The organism is Allobosea sp. 10N428, assembly GCF_056394545.1.
On record NZ_JBFTIC010000005.1, the window covers coordinates 349,237 to 369,332 of the forward strand.

The following is a 20,096-nucleotide window of genomic DNA, read 5'->3' on the forward strand; positions in this document are numbered from 1 at the left end:
GCGGGCGCACCCCGCGGTGGCGCAACCATGCGCCAAGGGAGGACCAAATGGCTGCAGATCATCTTTCCCCACGCCCGGCCAAGCGCTGGTACAATATCCTCTACGTTCAGGTCCTCATCGCCATCGCCGCCGCCATCGTGATCGGCCATTTCTGGCCATCGATCGGTGTCGAGATGAAGCCGCTCGGCGACGGCTTCATCAAACTGATCAAGATGGTCATCGCACTGGTGATCTTCTGCACCGTCGTCTCCGGCATCGCCGGCATGAGCGACATGAAGAAGGTCGGCCGCGTCGGCGGCAAGGCGCTCATCTATTTCGAGGTGGTCTCGACGCTGGCTCTGGTCATCGGCCTCGTCGTCGCCAATGTCGTCAAGCCCGGTGCAGGCTTCAACGCCCACCCCTCGGCGCTCGACGCCAAGGCCGTGGCCGCCTATGCCGGCAAGGCCGGCGAGCAATCCATCACCGACTTCCTGCTCAACGTCATCCCCAACACGGTGGTCGATGCCTTCGCCAAGGGCGACATCCTGCCTGTGGTGCTGATCTCGATCCTGTTCGGCTATGTGCTCTCGCATCTCGGCGAGCGCGCAAGGCCCGTCCGCGACGTCATCGATGCCGGCTCGAAGCTCGTCTTCGGGGCGATCAACGTCATCATGAAGCTCGCCCCCATTGGCGCCTTCGGCGCCATGGCCTTCACGATCGGCCGCTATGGCGTCGGCTCGCTCGGCCCGCTCGTCCTGCTGATCGCGACCTTCTATCTGACCAGCCTGATCTTCGTGCTCGGCGTGCTCGGCCTCATCGCTCGCTGGGCCGGCTTCAGCATCCTGAAGTTCCTGGCTTACATCAAGGAAGAGATCCTGATCGTGCTCGGCACCTCCTCCTCCGACCCGGCCTTGCCGAGCCTGATGGAGAAGCTGGAGCGCGCCGGCTGCTCGAAGCCGGTCGTGGGGCTCGTCGTGCCCACGGGCTATGTCTTCAACACCGACGGCACCTCGATCTACATGACGCTTGCCGCGCTGTTCGTGGCGCAGGCGACCAACACCGACCTTTCCCTGCACCAGCAGCTCGCGATCTTCGCGGTGGCCATGCTGACCTCGAAAGGCGCGTCCGGCGTCACCGGCGCCTCCTTCATCGCGCTGGTCGGCACGCTCTCGGTCGTCCCGGCGATCCCAGTCGCCGGCATGGCGCTCATCCTCGGCATCGACCGCTTCATGAGCGAGGCCCGCGCTTTGGTGAACATGATCGGCAACGGCGTCGCGACTCTGGTCATGGCCCGTTGGGAGGGTGAGCTCGATCAGGGAAAGCTCCAGGCAGCCCTGAACGGCGAACCGCTGCCCGAGCCCGGCGCGGCTGAGCATCCGGCGGCAGAGCCCGGCGCGATCGGGCTCGCCGTCCGGTCGGGCGAGGCGCTGAGCGGCGCCGGCGGCGCGGCCTGAGATACCGCCGATTGTCGCGGGCTCGCGAGACGGTTAGCGTCTCTGGTCGGTCGCCTGTCAGGATCATGAGGAGAAAGCGCATGTCCGCCCACTCCGCCCCCGTGAACATCGCCGTGCTGGACGATTATCAGAATGTAGCCTTGTCGATGGCGGACTGGTCCGCGCTTGGCGGACGCGCCCGCGTCACCGTGTTCAACGATCATCTTGCCGATCCCGGCGCGGTCATTGACCGGCTCCAGCCCTTCGAGATCGTCTGCGTGATGCGCGAGCGCACGCCGATGACGCGCGCGATCATCGAAGGGCTGCCGCGGCTGCGCCTGATCGCCTCAACCGGCGCACGCAATGCCTCGATCGATGCCAAGGCGGCCGAGGAGCATGGCATTCAGGTCGTCCATACCGGCTATTTCCCGACGCCGACCATCGAGATGAGCTGGGCGCTCATCCTGGCGAGCGCACGCGGGCTCGTTGAGGAGAACGCCTCCTTTCGCAGCGGCGGCTGGCAGCGCCGGATCGGCAGCGACCTCCACGGGCGGACATTGGGCCTGCTCGGCCTCGGCAATATCGGCGGCGCCATGGCCCGCATCGGCCAGACCTTCGGCATGAACGTCATCGCCTGGAGCCAGAACCTGACCACCGAACGGGCGGATGCGGCAGGCGCGACATGGGTTTCGAAGGAGGACCTGTTCCGGCAAGCGGACATCCTCAGCATTCACCTGGTCCTGAGCGGACGCACCCGCGGGCTGGTCGGCGCCGCGGAGCTGGCGCTGATGAAGCCTACCGCCCGGCTCGTGAACACGTCGCGTGGCCCGATCGTGGTCGAAGCGGATCTGATCGCCGCACTGAAAAACAAGACGATCGCCGGCGCCGCCTTTGATGTCTTCGATCAGGAACCGCTTCCGGCAGACCATCCGCTGCGGAGCCTGCCAAACCTGCTCGCGACGCCGCATATCGGCTACGTCTCGCAAAATCTGTATGAGCGCTTTTATCGCGACACGGTCGACAACATCCTGAAATGGCTGGACGATCGCGCTTCGTCCTGATGGCAGGGAGATGCCGGTGCCGACGGCAGTTTCGTGGATGGAAAGCCTATTTGGTTTTGATCATGGTCACCTGTGCGTTGCTGTCGTTCCAGCGTTTCAAGATATTGATCGTGACGTCGCTTTGGTGACGATGCACGCGCAGATCGAATTGCGAGGTACCCAGCGTCAGGCCGCGAATGATCACGTCGTCGAGAAATGATGGCAGTACCGGGTCTACCAGCTTTATCTCGTTTGCCTCGGACGGAAGCTGCAGCCCGAGGCAAGCGGCCAGCATGGCAAAGGGAGCCGCAGCGGCCCAGGCCTGAGGCGAACAGGCCACGGGATAGGCGGTCGGCCCGCGTCGTGGCTTTCTGAGGAAGCCGCAGAACAGCTCCGGCAGGCGCTGCTGCTCCTGATAGGTCGCAACGTTGGCGAGGGCTTCGAATAACCGCGCCGCCTCGAACTTGAAGCCGTAGGCACCAAAGCCGATTGCGATCAGCGCGTTATCGTGCGGCCAGACCGAGCCATTGTGATACGACATCGGATTATAGCGTATTTCCCCGACGTTCAGCGTCCGGATGCCCCAGCCGCTGAAGCTTCCCTCGCTCATCAGCGTGCGAGCGACCCGGGTCGCGCGCTCGGGAAGGGCGATGCCCCCGAACAAGGCATGTCCGGCGTTGGACGAACGAACCCGGCAGGGCCGCTTGTCGCCATCGAGGGCGAGCGCATAGGAGCCGAGCTCCTCGCACCAGAAGGCTTGATCGAAGCGCTCCTGCAGAACCGATGCTTGCTGTGCGAGCACGTCGGCACGGTCGCGCAGCCCCAGTGCACGAGCGATATTCGCTCCGGCCCGTCTGGCGGCATAGACATAGGCCTGCACTTCGACGAGGGCGATCGGACCTCGCGCCAGCGATCCGTCGGCATGAAAAATCGAATCGTGACTGTCCTTCCAGCCCTGATTGGCCAGCCCGCTTTCCGTCTCGCGAAAATACTCGACAAATCCGTCCCCGTCGCGATCGCCGAATGTGTCGCACCAGAGGAGCGCGGCCTCGATATTGGCCCAGAGCCGTTCGACGGTGGCGAGGTCGCCAGTGCGATCGAAATACTGGCCGGCCAGCATGACGAACAGCGGGGTGGCGTCGACCGAGCCATAGTAGAACTTGAACGGAACCTCGCCGAGATTGGCCATCTCTCCGCTTCGTCGTTCATGCAGAATCTTGCCCGGCTGGGCGTCGGCAGCGGGGTCGATGATCGCAGCCTGTGCCCGCGCCAGCTGCAGCAGGACGCCGCGCGCGACCGAAGGATCGGCCCACAGCAGCATCATGGCGGTGATGATCCCGTCGCGGCCGAACATCGTCGAGAACCATGGAATGCCGGCATAGGGATAAAGCCCATCGGCCCCGCGGGTCATGAGCATGTACAGGTCCGAGGTCGATCGCCTGATGAGATCGGTGAAGGGGGCGTTCGACGATGCCACCTTGGAGATGTTGGCCGTCAGCGCACGAAGATCTCGGCGGGCGTCCTGATAGGCCTTGGCGAAGTCCTGGGGCGGTATGCCGGGGGCGTCGCTGAACGGCGGAATCTGCCGTTCCGAATCATTGATGAGATCGCAGGCGACGGTGACGAGGAGCGAGGTTCGCTCGCCAGGTTCCAAGCGGAACCGGAACGAGGCGAATCCTTTCGTCAAATGATACGGTTCCGGCTTGAAGCGAAGGACCGTTCTTCGCACCCTGTCGTCGAGACCACGATAGGCGAAGCGCGCGGCGCCTGAACCGATCTCGGTCTCCGTCTCGCCACGACGGGAGCGCTTCATCCCGCGGACTTCGAAGAGGTCGCGAAAATCCGCTTCGAAGGATATCGACAGCGAGAATTCGTGCGGAATCCGATCGAAATTGCGCAACCCGACGCGTTCATAGCAGACCGCGTTCCAAAGGAATTTCGTCCGCTCGATCGCGATCGCGTCGCGCGGGATCACGGTTGAACCGTCCCCCCGCTCGATTTCCGGATTGGCCAGATCGACCGTCAGGGCGGTATTGTCGTCCTGGATTACGGAGCAAAGGATCAAGGGCCGCTTGCCCTCGAAATACAGCCGCAGCCGCGAAAGATGCCTGGTGTCGTTGCAGAACAGCCCCTCGGACGTGTTCGGGGTGATCCCGATGTCGCCGTAACTGTCGAGGACGGCGAAGGCATTGCCGGACTTCAAGGTGCGAAGCGGGCGTTCGACCAGGGACGGATGGGCATCGAGGGCATGATCGATCGGCCTCTCATGCTGCGGCGCAATCTGGGGGTGCCCTGGCCGGGCGTTCTGTTCATGCATCGGAAGCGCCCTTCTCCGGAGGTCGCGCGGTGCGTTCGGACGATTGGTTCACGTCACTGCGTCGTTTCTGCGGCCCCGCGAGAATTCCGGGGGGACGCCAGCAAACGATCGAATGCCGCAAGATAGTCGCGCGCCATCCGCGCGGCAGTGAAATGACTCTCGTAGTGGACATGTACCCGCCAACGATCCAGGGCAGCGCAGCGCCGACAGGCGGCGACGGCATCCGCGATCGTGTCGACGATGAACCCGGATACCCCATCCTCCACGATTTCCGGCACGGAGCCGTTGCGCCATGCGATGACAGGCGTTCCTGCCGACATGGCCTCGATCATGACGAGGCCAAATGGCTCGGGCCAATCGATCGGAAACAGCAACGCCCTGGCTCCGCCCAGCAGTGTGGCCTTCCTGGCCTCGTCGATCTCGCCGATGAATTCGATCAGCGGATCGTCGAGCAGCGGCTCTATGCGGGTGCGGAAGTAGTCCTCGTCGACAGGATCAATCTTCGCCGCGATCTTGAGAGGCATCCCCGCACGCTTGGCAATCTCGATCGCGCGGTCGGGACGTTTCTCCGGCGTGATGCGGCCGAGAAACGTCAGGTAATCTCCTCCCTTCGCATCGAAGGGACACAGCCCCGGCCCCAGGCCGTGATGTACCGTGGCCAGCCAGTTGACGGTTGGAGGCATCGGCTTCCGCTGGCCCTGGGAGATCGAAATCAACGGCATCTGCGGAAAGGCCTGATAGACCGGCAGAAAATCGGGCAGGTCGAGGCGACCATGCAGCGTCGTCACGCATTTATGGGCCAGGTCCGAGAACAGCGCGTGCTGAAGCAGGTCGAGGTGGAAATGGATGACATCGAACGATGCATGCCGCTCACGGACCTTTGCCAGCATGGCGAGATGACTGGCCGTATGATCGCGAATTCCTGCCAGCCGCAAACCCTGTGGCGAGCATGCGACCAGTTCGGCCGAGGTCTGGGAATCGCCCGAGGCGAACAAGGTGACGTGATGGCCGAGCCGGACGAGTTCCTCGGTGAGCCATGACGCAACGCGTTCCGTCCCCCCGTATTTTCGGGGAGGAACTGCCTCCGACAGCGGCGCAACCTGGGCGATCCGCATCTGCCTGTCTCCCGCCGCCGGCATCGCGAATGCGGCGAGCTAGCAACGCCTGTCCCCGCCGAAAGTTCGGGCTAGTTTCCCGGGGAGTGAATTTCCGTCGTCCCCCGCGGGATCGTCTCAGGCATGGCGATCAGCATCAGAACGAGAGCCGCCAGCCCCACCCCGGCGAGCACGGCGAAGGCGACTGAGTATCCGCCCCAGACGACGAGGCTTCCGGCGAACGCATAGCTCGATGCGCCCCCGATGCCTTGAATGGTCCCGATGATGCCGCGCGCCACATTGTAGCGACCGCTGCCCAGGACGGCGCCGTATAGAACGAGCGGCAACAGCACGTCGAACAGCCCGGCCCCCATGCCATCGAGAATTTGGAACGCGATTATCCAGTACGGGCTGTCGACCCCGGCGAAGAGGATACCGCGAAGCGGGAGGGCCGCGAATGCCAGGATGAGCAATGGCTTTCCGCCGATCCGGTTGGCGCGCATGACGAGGAACGCCATCGGAATCGTTGCCAGCTGGGCGACGATAATCGCCGCCGAGGTGACGGCGGACTCGAATCCCCTGGCCTCCAACGCAAGCTTTTGGCTCGCGAGGGCCAGCATTGGCGCATTCGCGAAATGGAACAGCGCCGTGCCGATCGCGAGCACGGCAAAGGGCCGCTCGGCGAACAGGCGCCGCCATGCGTAAGGCTGACCGGCAGCTGGACGGACGTCATCGAGACCGCGAGCGCGCTGATGATCGATGGCCTTTGCCGGGATCGAAAGGACCGCGATCATCGACAATACGGCGAACAGCGGAAGCATGTAGAACACGCCGCGTTGTCCGAATTGCGTGCCGACCACCGCGGCGACCGCGGCGATGAACAGGTTGCCGGAACGGTCGAACGCGGCATTGCGCCCGAGCTGCGCGGCGATGTTGTGGGAGCCGAACAGCCCCAACGTGATCGCGGCGACCGTCGGCGCGAAAACGGCGCCCAGGAGCGCCATGCAGATATCCGCCGCAAACACGACCGCGAGCGTCGGATACGTCACGATGCCCACACCAAGCACCGCCAGGCACCAGGATCCAGCGACGATGAGGCCGCGCTTGGCAGGCGTGGCGTCGATCAAGGCGCCGATTGGCGTGTGAAAGATGATGCCCATCAAACCGCTGGCGGACAGCACGGCACCGATCGTCGCCTGGTCCCAGCCAGCCTCCGTCAGCAGGAAGACATTGACGTAAGGCCCGAGGCCTCCGCGCAGATCCGCGAGCAGGAAATTCAGCCAGTCGAGGCTCGACCGATATGACAATTGATCCTCGCACCTGTGTTCCGAGGACGAAGGGTCAGGCGAGGTCTTCGGAAGGCACGGCACGGAAGAAGCTCATCGCCCGGAGAACACCGAAATCTCCGGCCTTCCAGTGCGGAGAGGACCTCTCGTCGTCTTGGCCGGCTGCATTTGCGAGCGTCTTCGGCCGATCAGCCGACCGGATCGGCGCCGCGCGCCGGTCGGCGGTTCGGGGCGTCGCTGGCGGTGCCCCGCAGCTTCTGGCCGGCGGCTCGGTCCCGGGCCTTTGAAGCTCGCCCGCCAAAGTCCTTGCGGATCTCGGACAGGTCGGCCTCGTCGAGCTCTTCGAGATCAAGCAATTCTTCGCGTGCGCCTTCCAGCCTGATGATCAGCTCGTCGAGCTTGATCTGCATCGCGGCTGTATCGCGGTTCTGACTGTTCTGGATGATGAAGACCATCAGGAAGGTGACGATCGTCGTCGAGGTGTTGATGACGAGCTGCCATGTATCGTTGAACCCGAAGACAGGTCCCGACGCCGCCCATACGGCGATCAGAGCGACGGCAGCAAAGAACGTCAACGGCTTGCCGGTCCAGCTTGCAACCGCTTGAGCCAGTCGCGTGAAGAGGGAAGCCTTGTTGTTCTTGTGGATGAGATGCTCGATGGAACTGCTCATTGACATCGTCCCGGATGCGCCGCGAGGCGCAAGTCACGCCGCCCGCTCGTTGCCTCCCGGCATCCCCAGCCCCAGTCCAATCTCTTGGTCTGCCTCATCCCGCGCGATGAAAACCCGGCCGGCTCTCGAATGTTCCGGGAAACGGCCATGCTCCCGGCGGTGCCGCCCGAGACCGCATCGGCCGTTCCGGGCGCGTGATCGTCGACCCGACCTCGGCAGGGCCCGGAATGTAACGCAGCGGCACCGAGCCTTGCGGAGTGATCCAAACCGCTCGGCCCAGTGAAAGGCGCCACCAGGATTCTGCAGGGCCCAAATCCTCACGCGGCCCGGCGATTGATCGCATCCAGCGCGAGCTTGGTAAGCTTTTCGTCCGTGGAAGCTTCCTCGTCGAGATTCTGCTTCAGCAGCGATGCGCAGTCGTTTCGACCCAGCTGCTTTGCCCAGGCCACCAGCGTGCCGTAGCGCGTGATCTCATAGTGCTCGACCGCCTGCGCAGCAGCGATCAGGGCGGCGTCGAGCACCTGCTTGTCCTCGACCTCGCCCGCGACGTCATTGGCCTCATCGAGGATGCCGTCGATAGCGGGACAGGTGACGCCCTTTTCCTCGACCCCGTGCAGCCGGAAGACTTCCTTCAGGCGGGTGATCTGGCCCTCGGTCTCCCGGAGATGCGTTTCGAAACCGCGCTTGAGCTCAGGGCTCGTCGCCTTCCCGACCATATCCGGCAGCGCCTTCTTGATCTGGTTCTCGGCGTAGTAAATGTCGCGCAAGGTATGAACGAAGAGGTCGTCCATCGTTGCGATGTCCTTGGAAAACCAACCCATGGCTGTCGCTCCATCTTGTAGGAGGGGCCCCCAGCGCTTGCCTTTCTTTGCTCGCCCCGCAGCCCTCTCTCGAGGGCTGGCGGGGGGGCCGACTCATATGACCGTGGAACGATGCGGAGCCGCCGTTTCGTCGAAGCGGCTCCAGCCGGCTGCACGGTATTCTGCGAGGCGCGCATTCCGGTCGATCGGCGTCGCTCCGTCGAGGATGGCCTCGACCGCCGGGACCTGCTCATCGGCGACGCGGACCGAAACGACGGTGCCGCCACGACGAACCGTTTCAGCGTAGTAGTTGGCATCCTCTTCGCTGTGACCGGCGCTGGTCAGAGCGCCGACGATACCGCCGGCTACGCCGCCTGCCGCAGCGCCAGCAGCCGTGGAGGCGAGCCAGCCCGCCGCGACCACCGGGCCGGTCCCGGGAATGGCGAGCAGTCCGATACCTGCGAGCAGACCGGCCGCTCCGCCAAGCGCCGCGCCGATTCCGGCGCCTTCACCGGCATTGCTGTCATCGGCCTTGGCGTGCCGGCCGACCACGCTGATGTCGGCGGCGCTTACGCCGCCGGCTTCGAGCGCCTCGACCACCGAACGAGCGGTTTCGTAGCTGTCGTAGGAACGGGTGAGTGTCTGAGTCATTTGCTGCCTCCCGGTTTACTTGCGCGTGATGTTGCCGCGGTAATCGACGGTCACATTCACCTTCGTTCCGCCATGGGAAGCGCTGCCCTTCCAAACGCCGTCCGCATCCTTGGTCAGGGGACCGATCTGCGAATAGCCGTTGGCCTCGAGCCGGCTCTTGGCCTGGCCCTCGGTGAAACTATTCGCACCGGGGAGCGGAGCATTCTTGTCCGCATCGCCCTTCGGCGACGGAACTGGGGAAGTGGTAGCAGTCTGAGCAAACGCTCCAAACGTAGTCGACGTCGCGATCAGCGACGCGATCAAAAGCTTCTTCATGTTCGGACACCTCGGTATTCGCGGTCCAGCCGCGGATATACTTCGAACGATCCGAACGCTGATTCTGTTCCCTTTGAATTCAGCTTCGCAGAGATTTGTCGCCTTGCAGGCTCTTCTTCAAGGCATCGAACAGATTCACCACGTTGGCAGGCCTCCCGTCATCGCGGCCGGCCGAAACCCTCGCGCCCTTCCGGCGCTTCTTCGACGCGATCAGCTTCAGCAGGTGCTCCCGGACGGGATCCTTCACCATCTCCGGCGACCAGTCTTGGCTTTTGGCCTTGATGAATTTCTGCGCGAGATTCAGCAGTTCCGCTTCCGGCTTGTCTTTCTCGATATCGGAAAAATAGGCTTTTTCGTCGCGAACTTCGTCCCCGTAGCGCAGCGTCCAAACGACGATTCCGCGGTCGCGCGGCTCGAGCATCACGGCCCGCTCGCGCCGGTAAAGCACGACCCTGGAGATGCCGACCATCTTCGCCGCCGTCATGGCATCGCGGATGACGGAGAAGGCCTCGATCGCGACCTCGTCGTCAGGCACCAGATAGTGCGGACTGTCGAGGTAGATCCAGGGAATCGAGTCTTTCGGCACGAATTTGTCGATATCGATGGTACGGACCGTATCGAGCCTGACCGCCTCGATCTCCTCGTCCTCGATCACGACGAAGCGACCCGGCTCCACCTCATAGCCCCTGGCCTGGTCTTCCGTGTCTACCGGCTTGCCGCTCTCCACATCGACATAGCGGCTGACGACACGATTCCCGGTATCGCGGTTCAAGGTGTGGAAACGAACCTTTTCGCCCTCCGACGTCGCAGGGGTCATGGCGACCGGGCAGGTCACGAGGGACAGCTTGAGGTAGCCCTTCCAATAGGTCCGAGCGGGCATGGCGACGCGACTCCGCGAACGAAACTGCGGAGTCAATGCCGGGCATCCGAAACGGTTCCGGCGCAGCGGAACTTGCCTTCGGCGGATGCATTGAATCGACGGTGTTGCGTCAGGAGTGGGTGCCATGGCTGCGGTGCGGGCGAACTGGAAGGGCTACCTGAAGTTCGGCGAGATCAGTTGTCCCGTCGCGCTCTATACCGGCGCCAGTACGGCCGAACGCGTATCGTTTCACATGATCAACCGCGACACCGGCCATCGCCTCCGGCGCGAGTTCATCGATCCCGTTACCGACGAGCCTGTCGATAGGGATCACCAGATCAAGGGCTTCGAGATCGACAAGGACCGCTATGTCGAGATCGAATCGGACGAAATCGCGAAGGCTGTGCCGGAAACCGACAAGACGCTGGCGGTGGCCGCTTTCATCCCGTGCAGCGACATCGACACGATCTACTTCGACAAGCCCTACTACCTGGCGCCCGCGGGCCAGATTGCCGACGAGGCCTTCGCGGTGATCCGGGAAGCTCTTCGAGCGAGCAAGGTCGGCGCGCTCGCGCATGCTGTTCTGTTCCGTCGCTACCGCGCGCTGATGATTCGCGCACAGGGGCCAGGACTCGTCGCCCATACGCTGAACTTCGACTACGAGGTGCGTTCGGCTTCGGAAGCCTTCGACGAGATTCCAAAGCTCAAGATTCGCAAGGAGATGCTCGATCTCGCCAAGCACATCATCGAGACCAAGCGAGGCGAGTTCGACCCGGCCATGTTCGACGACAGGTATGAGGCGGCTCTCGCCCAGCTGGTGAAGGCGAAGTTGGCAGGCAAGCCAGTCAGGATCGCGAAGAAGATGAAGTCTCCCAAGGTCGTCGACCTTATGGAAGCGCTCCGCGCCAGCGCGGCACCTGACCGGGCTCCATCAAGGCGAAAAGCTCAGGGAAAGGCGGCCTAACCCTCGTTGTCCTTGCTTGCCTGAGAGGCGGCCTGAAGCCTTAGCCCGATCAACATGACGAGTTCGCGAACCGTCTTGCACGCCTGCATTTCTTCGTCGGGCACCATGTCGCAATCGAATTCGCGTTCGATGACATTGCCGATCAGGGTCAGGTCGTCGAGAGTGAGACCGATCTCATCGATTGCCGCATGCGGCTCCAGCAATTCGGATTTTACGAGACCCTCTCTCGCGATGATCTCCAGAAGCCGGGCGATGAGTTCTGCCTCTGGAGGATTGAGATCGGTCATCGCTGAGCTAACCTCGAAATCTGAAAGTAAATCAGGCCATTGCCAAGTCGCTCTCCCACAAATGGAAACCTCGCAAAACTTACATCAACGATAAATTCTGACAGAATATCAGCCGATATCAACACGTTTAACATCGACATGACGATCACATCGACTCGTCCAATGTTTGTATTTCCGCCGAAATACACATTCAATCAGCGCATACATCGCATCAGAAGCTTTCCCGATGGGAGAGAGAAGATGTTTTCATCTTCATAGCGAACCGGGCTTCCGTCCTTGAGCGTGTACGACGTCATGGAGAGACCTGGCCAGTCACGCCAGACGATGACGGTGTAGTGGTCGCCGTATTCGTCCTCGCAGCGCTCCCGATACAGCTCGCGCTTGGCGGGCATGGGCCGGCGCGCGGGCGGCCCCGCAGCCTTCCTCAAAGCGACCATTTCGCACCTCACACAACGCACTGATGATGACAGCAACCCGCTCGGCGATGCGAGGTTCCGCCACCCGCTTGCTGCGAGGCTGCAGCTCCTTGCACGCCAGTCAACTCGGCAATCGCCGCGATGATCATCCTTGCCGAACGATTTCCACGAAGCGGGCGGCCAGTTGCGAGAGCGGCCTGCTGCGCACGGTCATCAGGCAAATCGTGGTGGGAATCTCGGGCTGAAGCGAAAGCTGGGCCAGACCATCGAAGCGCTGCGCCTGTGTCAGCAGACTGTCGATCAGCGTGACATCGCCGGGCTCTGCGAGCAGATGCGCCGCCGAGATGCTGTAGGGAACCGTTATGAAGGGCGCATAGTCGAGCCCTTCCCGTTCATAGGCCTGAGCGATCAGCCAGCCGAGCGGCGACTTCTCTCGATCGAAGCAGATCATGCGCCGCGTCTTGAGCTGGTGCAGGTTGACCGTACCCTGCCCGGCGAGGGGATCATCCTCGCGCACCAGCGCGATGATCGAGCCGCCGGCGAGCGGCGTCAGCGCGATATCGTCGGTGACACGAGGGGAGAACATCAGGCCGATATCGGCCGTCCCCTGCGAGAGCTCGGTCGGTGCATCGCCCATGATCAGCTCGACGCGCGCCTGCGGATATTCGTCGGTCAGGCGGCGCAGGGCGCGGGCGATGGTACCATGGCCGATGCTCGGCGTGGAGGCGATGCGCAGCGGCATTTCCTGGCCGGCGCGCAACCTGGCCGCGGCGTTCCGCAAGGCGCGCCATTCCTGGTCGACCGCGTCGAGAGCAACCATCAGGGCACTGGCCTCCGGGCGCAGGCTCAGGCGGCCTTCGCGCCGCTCGAAGACCTCGACCCCGAGACTCGCCTCACTGCGCGCGATGATCTTGCTGATCGCGGACTGCGTCAGGTTCAGCTGGCGCGCGGCCTCGACCGTGGTGCCGAAGCGGTGCACCGCACGGAGCACGGCGGCGTGGGCTGGCGTGAACGGTCTCATGGAACCGGGCGCTCCTGAAGCTGCGCGAGGAGCAGCCGGGCAGCCCTATCGAGCAGCGATCCACGCCGGTAATGGGCGAAGGCCGTCACCAGCGGGCTTTGCTCCAGTGGTAGGGCGGCGAGGCCCTCGACGAGGTTGCTGCTGATGACGAAGCCATCGACCAGCGCGATGCCGACGCCCTCGCGGGCCAGATGGCAGGCGGTGTCGGTGTGGCGGACCGTGATCGCGACGCGGCCGGCCAGCCCCGCGCCGCGCCGATCAACGCGTCCTGGAAGCTGTCGGAGGCGCTCACGCCATCAGGCCCGTAGCTGATCAGCCGCTCGCCCTCGATATCGCCCCGCGACAGTACCGTGCGCCCGGCATGCCGGTGCCTTCGCGAGAGCACGCAGACAAGCGGGCTGTGCCCGAGAGCTACGTCCTCGATCTCCTCCGCCGCCATCGGCCCGTAGGAGATGCCGAGATCGGCTTCGCCGGCGCCGAGATGCTCGCGCACATGGTCAAACATGATTTCGACCGCGGCGGCCTCGCCGAGGTCCCGGCGCGTCCGGGTGATGGCCGGCGGCAGGATGCTATGGGCTAGCCCCGGGACCGTCGCCACCCTCAGCCGGTCGGCCATGCCGACGCGGACCATGTCCGCTTCATGCCGGGCGCGGCGCAGCACGCTGAAGAGCGGTTGGGCTTGCCTGACCAGCGACTGTGCTTCCGGCGTCGGCACCAGCCGGCCCTGGATGGTCGTGGCGAGGCTGAGCCCGAACTCGTCTTCCGCCTGCCGCAGCGCCTTGATGACGGCGGACTGGCTGATGCCCAGGCCCTGCGCTGCCTCGCCCGTTCCGCCGAGCCTCACGAAGATGTCGACCGCCAGCAGGGAGCCCAGCTTCATGGAGTATTCCAGACGGTTGATGATCTTGCCGAATGTTTCATTGGAAGGACTAGTTGTCGTTATGGGAGGATGCAAGCCGCCGCCGCAATGCGGCCAATGAATCAGGGGATCGGCATGACCAAGTTTCGCTCGTTGCTTTCGGCCGGCGCGCTGGCGCTCGCACTCGGTGCCCCCGCTCTGGTGGCAGCGCCTTCCCCTGCCTTCGCCAAGGGGACGCTGCGGCTGGCGCAGACGCAGGACCTCGTCTCGCTCGATCCGATCGCGACCAGCGACAACGCCTCCATCTACGCCCAGCTCCTGATCTTCGACACGCTGCTGCGGCCGAGCAAGGACGCGACGAAGCTCGAGCCCGGCCTCGCCGAGAGCTGGAAGGTCAGCGACGACGGCATGACCTACAGCTTCAGGCTGCGCGAGGCGAAGTTCTCGGATGGCACGCCCGTCACGGCGGCCGACGTCGCCTTCTCCCTGAAGCGCGCCGGCAGCGATGCTTCGAGCTGGAAGCGCTTCTTCTCCGGCATCGACACGATCGAGACGCCGGACGACCGCACCGTCGTGCTCAAGCTCAAGAAGGTGTTCACGCCGCTCCTCAACAACCTCGCCCTGTTTTCCTCGGCGATCCTGCCGCAGAAGGCGTTCGAGGCGGCTGGCGACAAGTTCCTCGAAAAGCCGATCGGCAGCGGCCCGTTCACGGTCGCGGCCTGGAACAAGGGCCAGGGCCTCTCGCTGAAAAAGAACGCGAACTACTGGCAGGCCGGCAAGCCCGACCTCGACGGGGCCGAGCTGATGGTCATCCCGGAGGGCAACAGCCGCGTGCTGAAGCTGCAGGCTGGCGAAGTCGACGCAGCGATCGACATCCCGCTGAACCAGCTTCAGGGCTTAGGGCGCGACGGCAAGATCAAGACGGCGGTAGCCAACGTCTTCCGCACCGATTTCGTGCTGATGAACACCCGGAAGAAGCCGTTCGACGATGTTCGCGTCCGGCAGGCCCTCAACTACGCCATCGACAAGGAAGGGCTGCTCAAGGCGCTGCTCTACGGCACCGGCAAGGTCTCTAACTCGCCGATGCCGCCGATGGCCTATGCCGATGCGGGCCTGAAGCCCTATGGGCATGACATTGCCAAGGCGAAGGCGCTGCTGGCGGAAGCCGGCTACAAGGATGGCTTCAATACCTCACTGCTCGTCGATTCCAGCAAGCCGCTGCATCGTCAGCTCGGCCAGGCCCTGCAGGCCGCGTTGAAGCAGATCGGCGTCACCGCCGATATCCGCCTCGTCGAAGGCGGCACCCACTGGACCACGACGAAGGCCGGCGACTACGAGATGGCCGTCGCCTATGCGACCAGCGACACGATCGACCCGGACCAGCTCGTCGGCTTCCTGCTCGTCAACCCCGAGCGCGCCAACGCCTATCATACCGAGTGGAAGAACGAGCGCCTCAACGAGCTCTACGAGAAGGAGCGCGTGACGGCCGACGGACCCGAGCGGGGCAAGATGTTCCAGGAGATCGTCAAGCTCGCCCATGACGGCGCACCGTCCGTCTTCCTCTTCTATCCCGGCACCTCCTACGCCTATCGCAGCAATGTCGAAGGCTTCGAGGTGCTTCCGACCTCGAATTTCCGCCTCGAGGACGTGAAGCTGAAGTGAGCCAGGGGCGCCCCGGCGCCCCCCGGCCCAACCTCCTGCCATGCTGATCTATATCATCAAGCGCCTCGTCCAGCTGGTGCCGGTCCTGTTCGGCATCACGCTGGCCTGCTTCCTGCTGCTGCGTGCCCTCCCCGGCGACCCTGCGACGCTCCTTCTCGGTGCGCGCGGCGGCGCGGAGGAGATCGCGCTGATGAAGCAGCGGCTCGGCCTCGACCTGCCGCTGTGGCGGCAATATCTGCTTTTCCTCGCCGATATCGGCTCCGGCAGCCTCGGCCGTTCCGTCGTGCATGCCCGGCCGGTGATGCAACTCGTGCTGGAGCGGCTGCCGGCGACCTTGTGGCTCGTCGCCTATTCGACGGCGCTCGCCGTCGCGATGACCGTGCCGCTGGCGCTCTGGTCGGCGCTGCGCCGCGGCGGGCCGGTCGATCTCGCGATCAAGCTCGCCTTCACGATCGTGATCGCGATGCCCTCCTTCTGGCTCGGCCTGATCTTCGTCATCCTCTTCGCGATCTGGCTGCCGCTGTTTCCGACCTCGGGCTATGGCGAGGATGTCCTCTCCCGGCTGCACCACACCACCCTGCCGGCACTGGTCATCGCGCTGGCGACGGCCTCGCTGACGATCCGCAGCCTGCGCAGCGCCATCCTGGCCGTGCTCGGCTCCGACTATGTCACCACGGCCCGCGCCAAGGGCGCGGGCACCGGCCGGCTGATGGGCGTTCATGTGCTGCCCAATGCGCTGATCAGTTCGATCTCGGTGCTCGGCGCGCATACGAGCTGGGTGATCGGCGGCACGGTGGTGATCGAGACCGTCTTCGCCTTGCCGGGCCTGGGCTCGCTGTTCGTCGAGTCGATCTTCGCTCGCGACTACCCGCTGATCCAGGGGCTCACCGTCGTCTTCGCCGTCCTCGTCGTGCTGATCAATCTGGCGACCGATCTCGCCTATGCGCTCGCCGATCCGCGCATCAGGCTGGAGTAACGCCGTTGGACCGTCTTCGCTCCAATCCGAGCCTCATGGCCGGGCTCGCCATGCTGGCGCTGCTCGCCGGTTTCGTCGCGCTCGGCCAGGTCTGGACGCCGCAGGATCCCTTCGCGGTCGATTACGGCAACACGCTGCAGCCGCCTTCCCTGGCCAACTGGTTCGGCACCGACGATCTCGGCCGCGACGTGGCATCGCGCGTGCTGGCCGGCGGCTATGTCGACCTCAAGGTCGCGTTGATCTGCGTCGCCGCGCCGGCGATCCTCGGCGTGATGATCGGCGCGATCTCCGGCTTCGTCGGCGGGCGCGTCGACACCTTCATCATGCGGGTCACCGACATCTTCTGGGCCTTTCCCTTCTACGTGCTCGTCATCGCCATCGTCGGCGTGCTCGGACCCGGCGAGACCAATCTTTACCTCGCCTTCCTTCTCGTGAACTGGATCTCCTTCGCCCGCATCGTGCGCGGCGAGGTGCTGGTGCTGCGCAACCTCGAATTCGTGCAGGCGGCGCGCAGCCTCGGCTGCACGACGCCGCGGATCGTCGGCGCCCATATCCTGCCGAACGCGATCAATCCGGCCATCGTCTACGCCATGGCCGACGTGGTGCTGACGATCCTCGCCGTGACCTCGCTCAGCTTCCTCGGGCTCGGCATCCAGCCGCCGACTCCCGAATGGGGGCTGATGATCGCGGACGGGCGGCAATTCCTGTTCGACGCCTGGTGGATCGCGACCTTTCCCGGCCTCGCGATCATCTACACCGGCGTCACCTTCGCGCTGATCGGCGAAGGCCTCGACACCGCGCTTCGGCCGAAGGGCTGATCCGTTCTTTCCGACCCGCCTTCGACAGGTGTGCCATGAGCTTTTTCGACGAGGATGAAAACCTGCAGCGCATCGGCGCGCTGTTAACCGCAAAGGCCGTCGCCGCATTCCGCGAGCGCGGCGTGCCGGAGGAGCAGTTCGGCTTCGTGCTGCTGCAACCGGGCCAGCAGGGCGAACGGCCGCGCGGTACGGCACTGCGTGCGGGCTGGCGCAGCTACCCCTGCTCGCTGGTCAAGGTCTTCTTCCTGGTCGCCGCGCAAGCCGCTCTGGAAGCGGGACAATTGGTCGAGCATGAGGAGCTTGATCGCGCCATGCGCGACATGATCCTCTGGTCCTCCAACAGCGCGACGAACTACGTCATCGACCTCCTTTCGGGAACGAGCGGCGACACCCTCCTCTCCAGCGCCGAGATGACGGCCTGGGGCGAGCGGCGCGAGGCCGTCAATCGCTTCTTCGACCAGCTGGGTTGGCCGGAGCTCGCCGGCATCAACCTCAACCAGAAGCTGATGGACGACCTCCGCTATGGCCGCGAGAAGATCGGCCTCGATCGCTCGCCGGGCGGACACAATGCCCTCACGCCGATCGCCATGGCCCGGCTGATTCACGAGATCTTCCATGGCTCGGCGCTGAGCCCGGCAACGCGACGGGCGGTCGATCCGCTGCTCGCGCGCGATCTCGCGAGCCCCTTTGTGAAGCGCGGCGCCTATCAGGTCTCGGGATATCTCGCAGGCGGCATGCCGGCGGGCACGCAGATCTGGTCGAAGGCCGGCCGCACGCGCTGGCTCGGCGACGAACGTGCCGATTTCCGGCGCCATGACGCCCTTCGCGCGATCCTCCCGGGCGGGCAAGAGTTCATCCTGACTGTTTTCACGCAGGGCGAGGCCATCGCGGAGGACGACGATTTCCTGCCGTCGCTCGGCGCCCTCGCCGCCGGGCAGCTGATGCCGCCGGCATCCGCCGGTCAGTAAGTCGCCCGGCCGCCTGACAGGTCGAAGACGCCGCCGGTGGAGAACGAACACTCGTCCGAGGCCAGCCAGAGCACCATCCGCGCGACTTCCTCAACCTCGACGAAGCGCCCCATCGGGATGCGGGACAGAATGTCGGCGCGCCGCTCGGCGGAAATCTCCTTCGCCATCGCTGTCTCCGCAGCGGCAGGGGTGATGGCGGTGACGACGATGCCGTCGCGCGCGATTTCTTTGGCCGTGCTCTTGGTCAGCGCGATCACCCCGGCCTTGGTGGCCGAGTAGCTTGCTGGCCGCTGGCATGAGGATCGTGACCTCATGGACGTCGCGGCCCGCCTGGAGCGCGCATAGGTCACACTCCATATTTGTTGGCCTCAACCGGCCGACTTCGTGTGACGCTTCACGAATGCATAGGCGCTGGCCCAGGCGCCCGCATTCGCTTCGGCATTCGCGGCCGGCGTTCCCCCCATGGTCGAAGAAGTTCCATTCATCGGATGGCGATGGGAGATGCGCGTCGCCGGGGTGTAGGGGAACAGGATGGAATGCCCGGCTTCGGGCCAGTTCTTCCAGACGACCTCATGCGGATGGCCGGCGGCCAGCAGGCTCGACTGCGCGATCAGCGAATAGAGATCGGAAGGCCATGCCCCGTCATCGCCGCCCGACAACAGCAGCACCGGCCCGGCGATCCGCTCGACCGGGATGCGGGCGCGGGCCATCGCATCGGGATCGCCCAGCGCGGTGCGCATCGCATCGGCGTTGCGGCGGATTTCAGTCGCCTCGTCATAGGGCTTCCAGCTCGCCGTGGCGTTGTCCTGCCATTGATGGACGAGCGGCTTGCCGCCGAGCGTCCAGCACGGACCGTCCCGGCCGAGCCCCGGGGCGGGGTCGGCCGCCGCCTGACCGCCATGGACGAAGGCGCTCGGCACATAGCCCAGCACCGCCGAGACTTTTTCGGGAAAAGTCGCGCCCAGCAGAAGCGCAAGCTCGCCGCCGCGCGATTGCCCGGCAACGGCGACGAAATCGTTCAGGGGGCTCACATTGGCACGCAGCCAGTCGAGCCCTCCGGCGAAATACTCGAGCGGCGTGTTCGAGATGTATTGCGGCAGCCCCGGAGCGCCGAAATAGCCGAGCGCCAGCGCCGCCACGCCGCGCGACGCCCAAAGCGCTGCGCGCGGCTCGTTGATGCCACCGCCGGAGCCGTTGAGGATCATGATCGCCGGATGCGGCCCCTCGCCTGGCGGCAGGAATAGCGTGCCGATGAGGCCATTCTCGGCAAGCGGACGCCGGGTGACGCCCTCGGCCATGAGAATCTGCGTGAAGCCGTCCGACGCCGTAAGCTCGCCGCCGATATGGGCGGTGAGCCTGGTCTCCAGTGGCCGGGCCATATCGGCATGGAACAGCTCACCCTCGCCTTGCTGCGCCCAGATCAGCCCCATCGCGGCGATGCCGGCATAATCGCCCCGCAGCGGCGCGTCGCGATCAAGCTCGACGGTGCCCGCAGCATCCGCCGCAAACACGGCCTGCGCCCGCCAGAGATGGCCGCCCCGCTGCGTTTCCGCTGCAATGGTCACCTCCGCGCCCACCGGTAGCCCAGCGAGGGCGATCCGGCGCGACACGTCGATCAGATCGACTGCGGGGCTGACCGAGAAGGCGGCGGGCATGACGGGTTCGGTTCCGTTACGCGGG

At 64.6% G+C, this 20,096-nt stretch carries 21 protein-coding genes and 1 pseudogene; 7 read left to right on the forward strand and 15 right to left on the reverse strand.

The features are described 5' to 3' along the window. Window positions 1-47 precede the first annotated feature (47 nt). Window positions 48-1,433 (forward strand): dicarboxylate/amino acid:cation symporter, encoded by a 1,386-nt coding sequence (locus AC1DDA_RS18045; protein ID WP_476796762.1) that lies wholly within the window; start codon window positions 48-50, stop codon window positions 1,431-1,433. An 80-nt stretch (window positions 1,434-1,513) separates the two neighbouring features. Next, a complete protein-coding gene (locus tag AC1DDA_RS18050) occupies window positions 1,514-2,473 on the forward strand; it encodes a D-2-hydroxyacid dehydrogenase family protein (RefSeq protein WP_476796763.1) in 960 nt (319 codons plus the stop codon). A gap of 46 nt (window positions 2,474-2,519) precedes the next feature. On the opposite strand, the gene AC1DDA_RS18055 is transcribed toward AC1DDA_RS18050, so the two are convergent. The 8 genes from AC1DDA_RS18055 to ku (AC1DDA_RS18090) all read right to left on the reverse strand — a co-directional run bounded on the left by AC1DDA_RS18055 (window position 2,520) and on the right by ku (AC1DDA_RS18090) (window position 10,466). Beyond that, window positions 2,520-4,769, reverse strand: coding sequence for an amylo-alpha-1,6-glucosidase (locus tag AC1DDA_RS18055; RefSeq protein ID WP_476796764.1), 2,250 nt, complete (start codon window positions 4,767-4,769; stop codon window positions 2,520-2,522). 53 nt (window positions 4,770-4,822) lie between these two features. Next, window positions 4,823-5,884, reverse strand: coding sequence for a glycosyltransferase family 4 protein (locus AC1DDA_RS18060; RefSeq protein ID WP_441510557.1), 1,062 nt, complete (start codon window positions 5,882-5,884; stop codon window positions 4,823-4,825). A 71-nt stretch (window positions 5,885-5,955) separates the two neighbouring features. Beyond that, entirely contained in the window at window positions 5,956-7,233 is a 1,278-nt protein-coding gene (locus AC1DDA_RS18065; protein WP_476796765.1) for an MFS transporter, read from the reverse strand. 104 nt (window positions 7,234-7,337) lie between these two features. Continuing rightward, on the reverse strand, window positions 7,338-7,820 hold the full coding sequence (locus AC1DDA_RS18070) for a low affinity iron permease family protein (RefSeq protein WP_476796766.1): 483 nt from the start codon (window positions 7,818-7,820) through the stop codon (window positions 7,338-7,340). 317 nt (window positions 7,821-8,137) lie between these two features. After that, entirely contained in the window at window positions 8,138-8,641 is a 504-nt protein-coding gene (locus AC1DDA_RS18075; RefSeq protein ID WP_476796767.1) for a YciE/YciF ferroxidase family protein, read from the reverse strand. A 93-nt stretch (window positions 8,642-8,734) separates the two neighbouring features. Beyond that, window positions 8,735-9,271 carry a hypothetical protein gene (locus AC1DDA_RS18080; protein WP_476796768.1) on the reverse strand — a complete coding sequence of 179 codons (537 nt, stop codon included), beginning with the start codon at window positions 9,269-9,271 and terminating at the stop codon, window positions 8,735-8,737. A gap of 15 nt (window positions 9,272-9,286) precedes the next feature. Further along, a complete protein-coding gene (locus AC1DDA_RS18085) occupies window positions 9,287-9,586 on the reverse strand; it encodes a PepSY domain-containing protein (RefSeq protein ID WP_476796769.1) in 300 nt (99 codons plus the stop codon). Between the two features lie 79 nt (window positions 9,587-9,665). Further along, a complete protein-coding gene (ku, locus tag AC1DDA_RS18090; protein ID WP_476796770.1) occupies window positions 9,666-10,466 on the reverse strand; it encodes a non-homologous end joining protein Ku in 801 nt (266 codons plus the stop codon). A gap of 124 nt (window positions 10,467-10,590) precedes the next feature. On the opposite strand from ku (AC1DDA_RS18090), the gene ku (AC1DDA_RS18095) reads away from it, so the two are divergent. After that, a complete protein-coding gene (gene ku / locus AC1DDA_RS18095) occupies window positions 10,591-11,409 on the forward strand; it encodes a non-homologous end joining protein Ku (RefSeq protein ID WP_476796771.1) in 819 nt (272 codons plus the stop codon). Here the strand turns inward: ku (AC1DDA_RS18095) and AC1DDA_RS18100 are convergent. From AC1DDA_RS18100 to AC1DDA_RS18120, 5 genes and pseudogenes are all read right to left on the reverse strand, one after another. Further along, entirely contained in the window at window positions 11,406-11,696 is a 291-nt protein-coding gene (locus AC1DDA_RS18100; RefSeq protein WP_476796772.1) for a hypothetical protein, read from the reverse strand. The genes ku (AC1DDA_RS18095) and AC1DDA_RS18100 overlap by 4 nt on opposite strands. Before the next feature lie 194 nt (window positions 11,697-11,890). Then, entirely contained in the window at window positions 11,891-12,088 is a 198-nt protein-coding gene (locus AC1DDA_RS18105; protein WP_476796773.1) for a hypothetical protein, read from the reverse strand. Between the two features lie 169 nt (window positions 12,089-12,257). Next, entirely contained in the window at window positions 12,258-13,133 is an 876-nt protein-coding gene (locus AC1DDA_RS18110; RefSeq protein ID WP_476796774.1) for a LysR family transcriptional regulator, read from the reverse strand. Then, window positions 13,130-13,375 (reverse strand): LysR substrate-binding domain-containing protein, encoded by a 246-nt coding sequence (locus tag AC1DDA_RS18115; protein ID WP_476796824.1) that lies wholly within the window; start codon window positions 13,373-13,375, stop codon window positions 13,130-13,132. The genes AC1DDA_RS18110 and AC1DDA_RS18115 overlap by 4 nt, the downstream gene beginning before the upstream one ends. A 20-nt stretch (window positions 13,376-13,395) precedes the next feature. Next, a pseudogene (locus tag AC1DDA_RS18120) lies at window positions 13,396-14,013 on the reverse strand (LysR family transcriptional regulator); the annotation flags it as partial. A 114-nt stretch (window positions 14,014-14,127) separates the two neighbouring features. Here AC1DDA_RS18120 and AC1DDA_RS18125 point away from each other — a divergent pair. Genes AC1DDA_RS18125 through AC1DDA_RS18140 form a run of 4 tightly spaced genes read left to right on the forward strand, consistent with a single transcriptional unit; the run spans window position 14,128 to window position 18,416 of the window. Continuing rightward, window positions 14,128-15,654: an ABC transporter substrate-binding protein gene (locus AC1DDA_RS18125; protein ID WP_476796775.1), complete on the forward strand. Its 1,527-nt coding sequence runs from the start codon at window positions 14,128-14,130 to the stop codon at window positions 15,652-15,654. Window positions 15,655-15,694: 40 nt separating this feature from the next. Next, window positions 15,695-16,630, forward strand: a complete 936-nt coding sequence (locus AC1DDA_RS18130; protein WP_476796776.1) for an ABC transporter permease — start codon at window positions 15,695-15,697, stop codon at window positions 16,628-16,630. Window positions 16,631-16,635: 5 nt separating this feature from the next. After that, window positions 16,636-17,448 (forward strand): ABC transporter permease, encoded by an 813-nt coding sequence (locus AC1DDA_RS18135; RefSeq protein ID WP_476796777.1) that lies wholly within the window; start codon window positions 16,636-16,638, stop codon window positions 17,446-17,448. Window positions 17,449-17,483: 35 nt separating this feature from the next. Next, the gene (locus tag AC1DDA_RS18140; RefSeq protein ID WP_476796778.1) at window positions 17,484-18,416 is read left to right on the forward strand and encodes a serine hydrolase; all 933 of its coding nucleotides are present in this window, start codon (window positions 17,484-17,486) and stop codon (window positions 18,414-18,416) included. Here the strand turns inward: AC1DDA_RS18140 and AC1DDA_RS18145 are convergent. Together AC1DDA_RS18145 and AC1DDA_RS18150 are read right to left on the reverse strand one after the other, a co-directional pair. Then, on the reverse strand, window positions 18,410-18,730 hold the full coding sequence (locus AC1DDA_RS18145; RefSeq protein WP_476796779.1) for an SDR family oxidoreductase: 321 nt from the start codon (window positions 18,728-18,730) through the stop codon (window positions 18,410-18,412). The two genes, AC1DDA_RS18140 and AC1DDA_RS18145, sit on opposite strands and share 7 nt — an antisense overlap. A 54-nt stretch (window positions 18,731-18,784) precedes the next feature. Next, window positions 18,785-20,071, reverse strand: coding sequence for an acyl-CoA thioesterase/bile acid-CoA:amino acid N-acyltransferase family protein (locus AC1DDA_RS18150; protein WP_476796780.1), 1,287 nt, complete (start codon window positions 20,069-20,071; stop codon window positions 18,785-18,787). Window positions 20,072-20,096 lie beyond the last annotated feature (25 nt).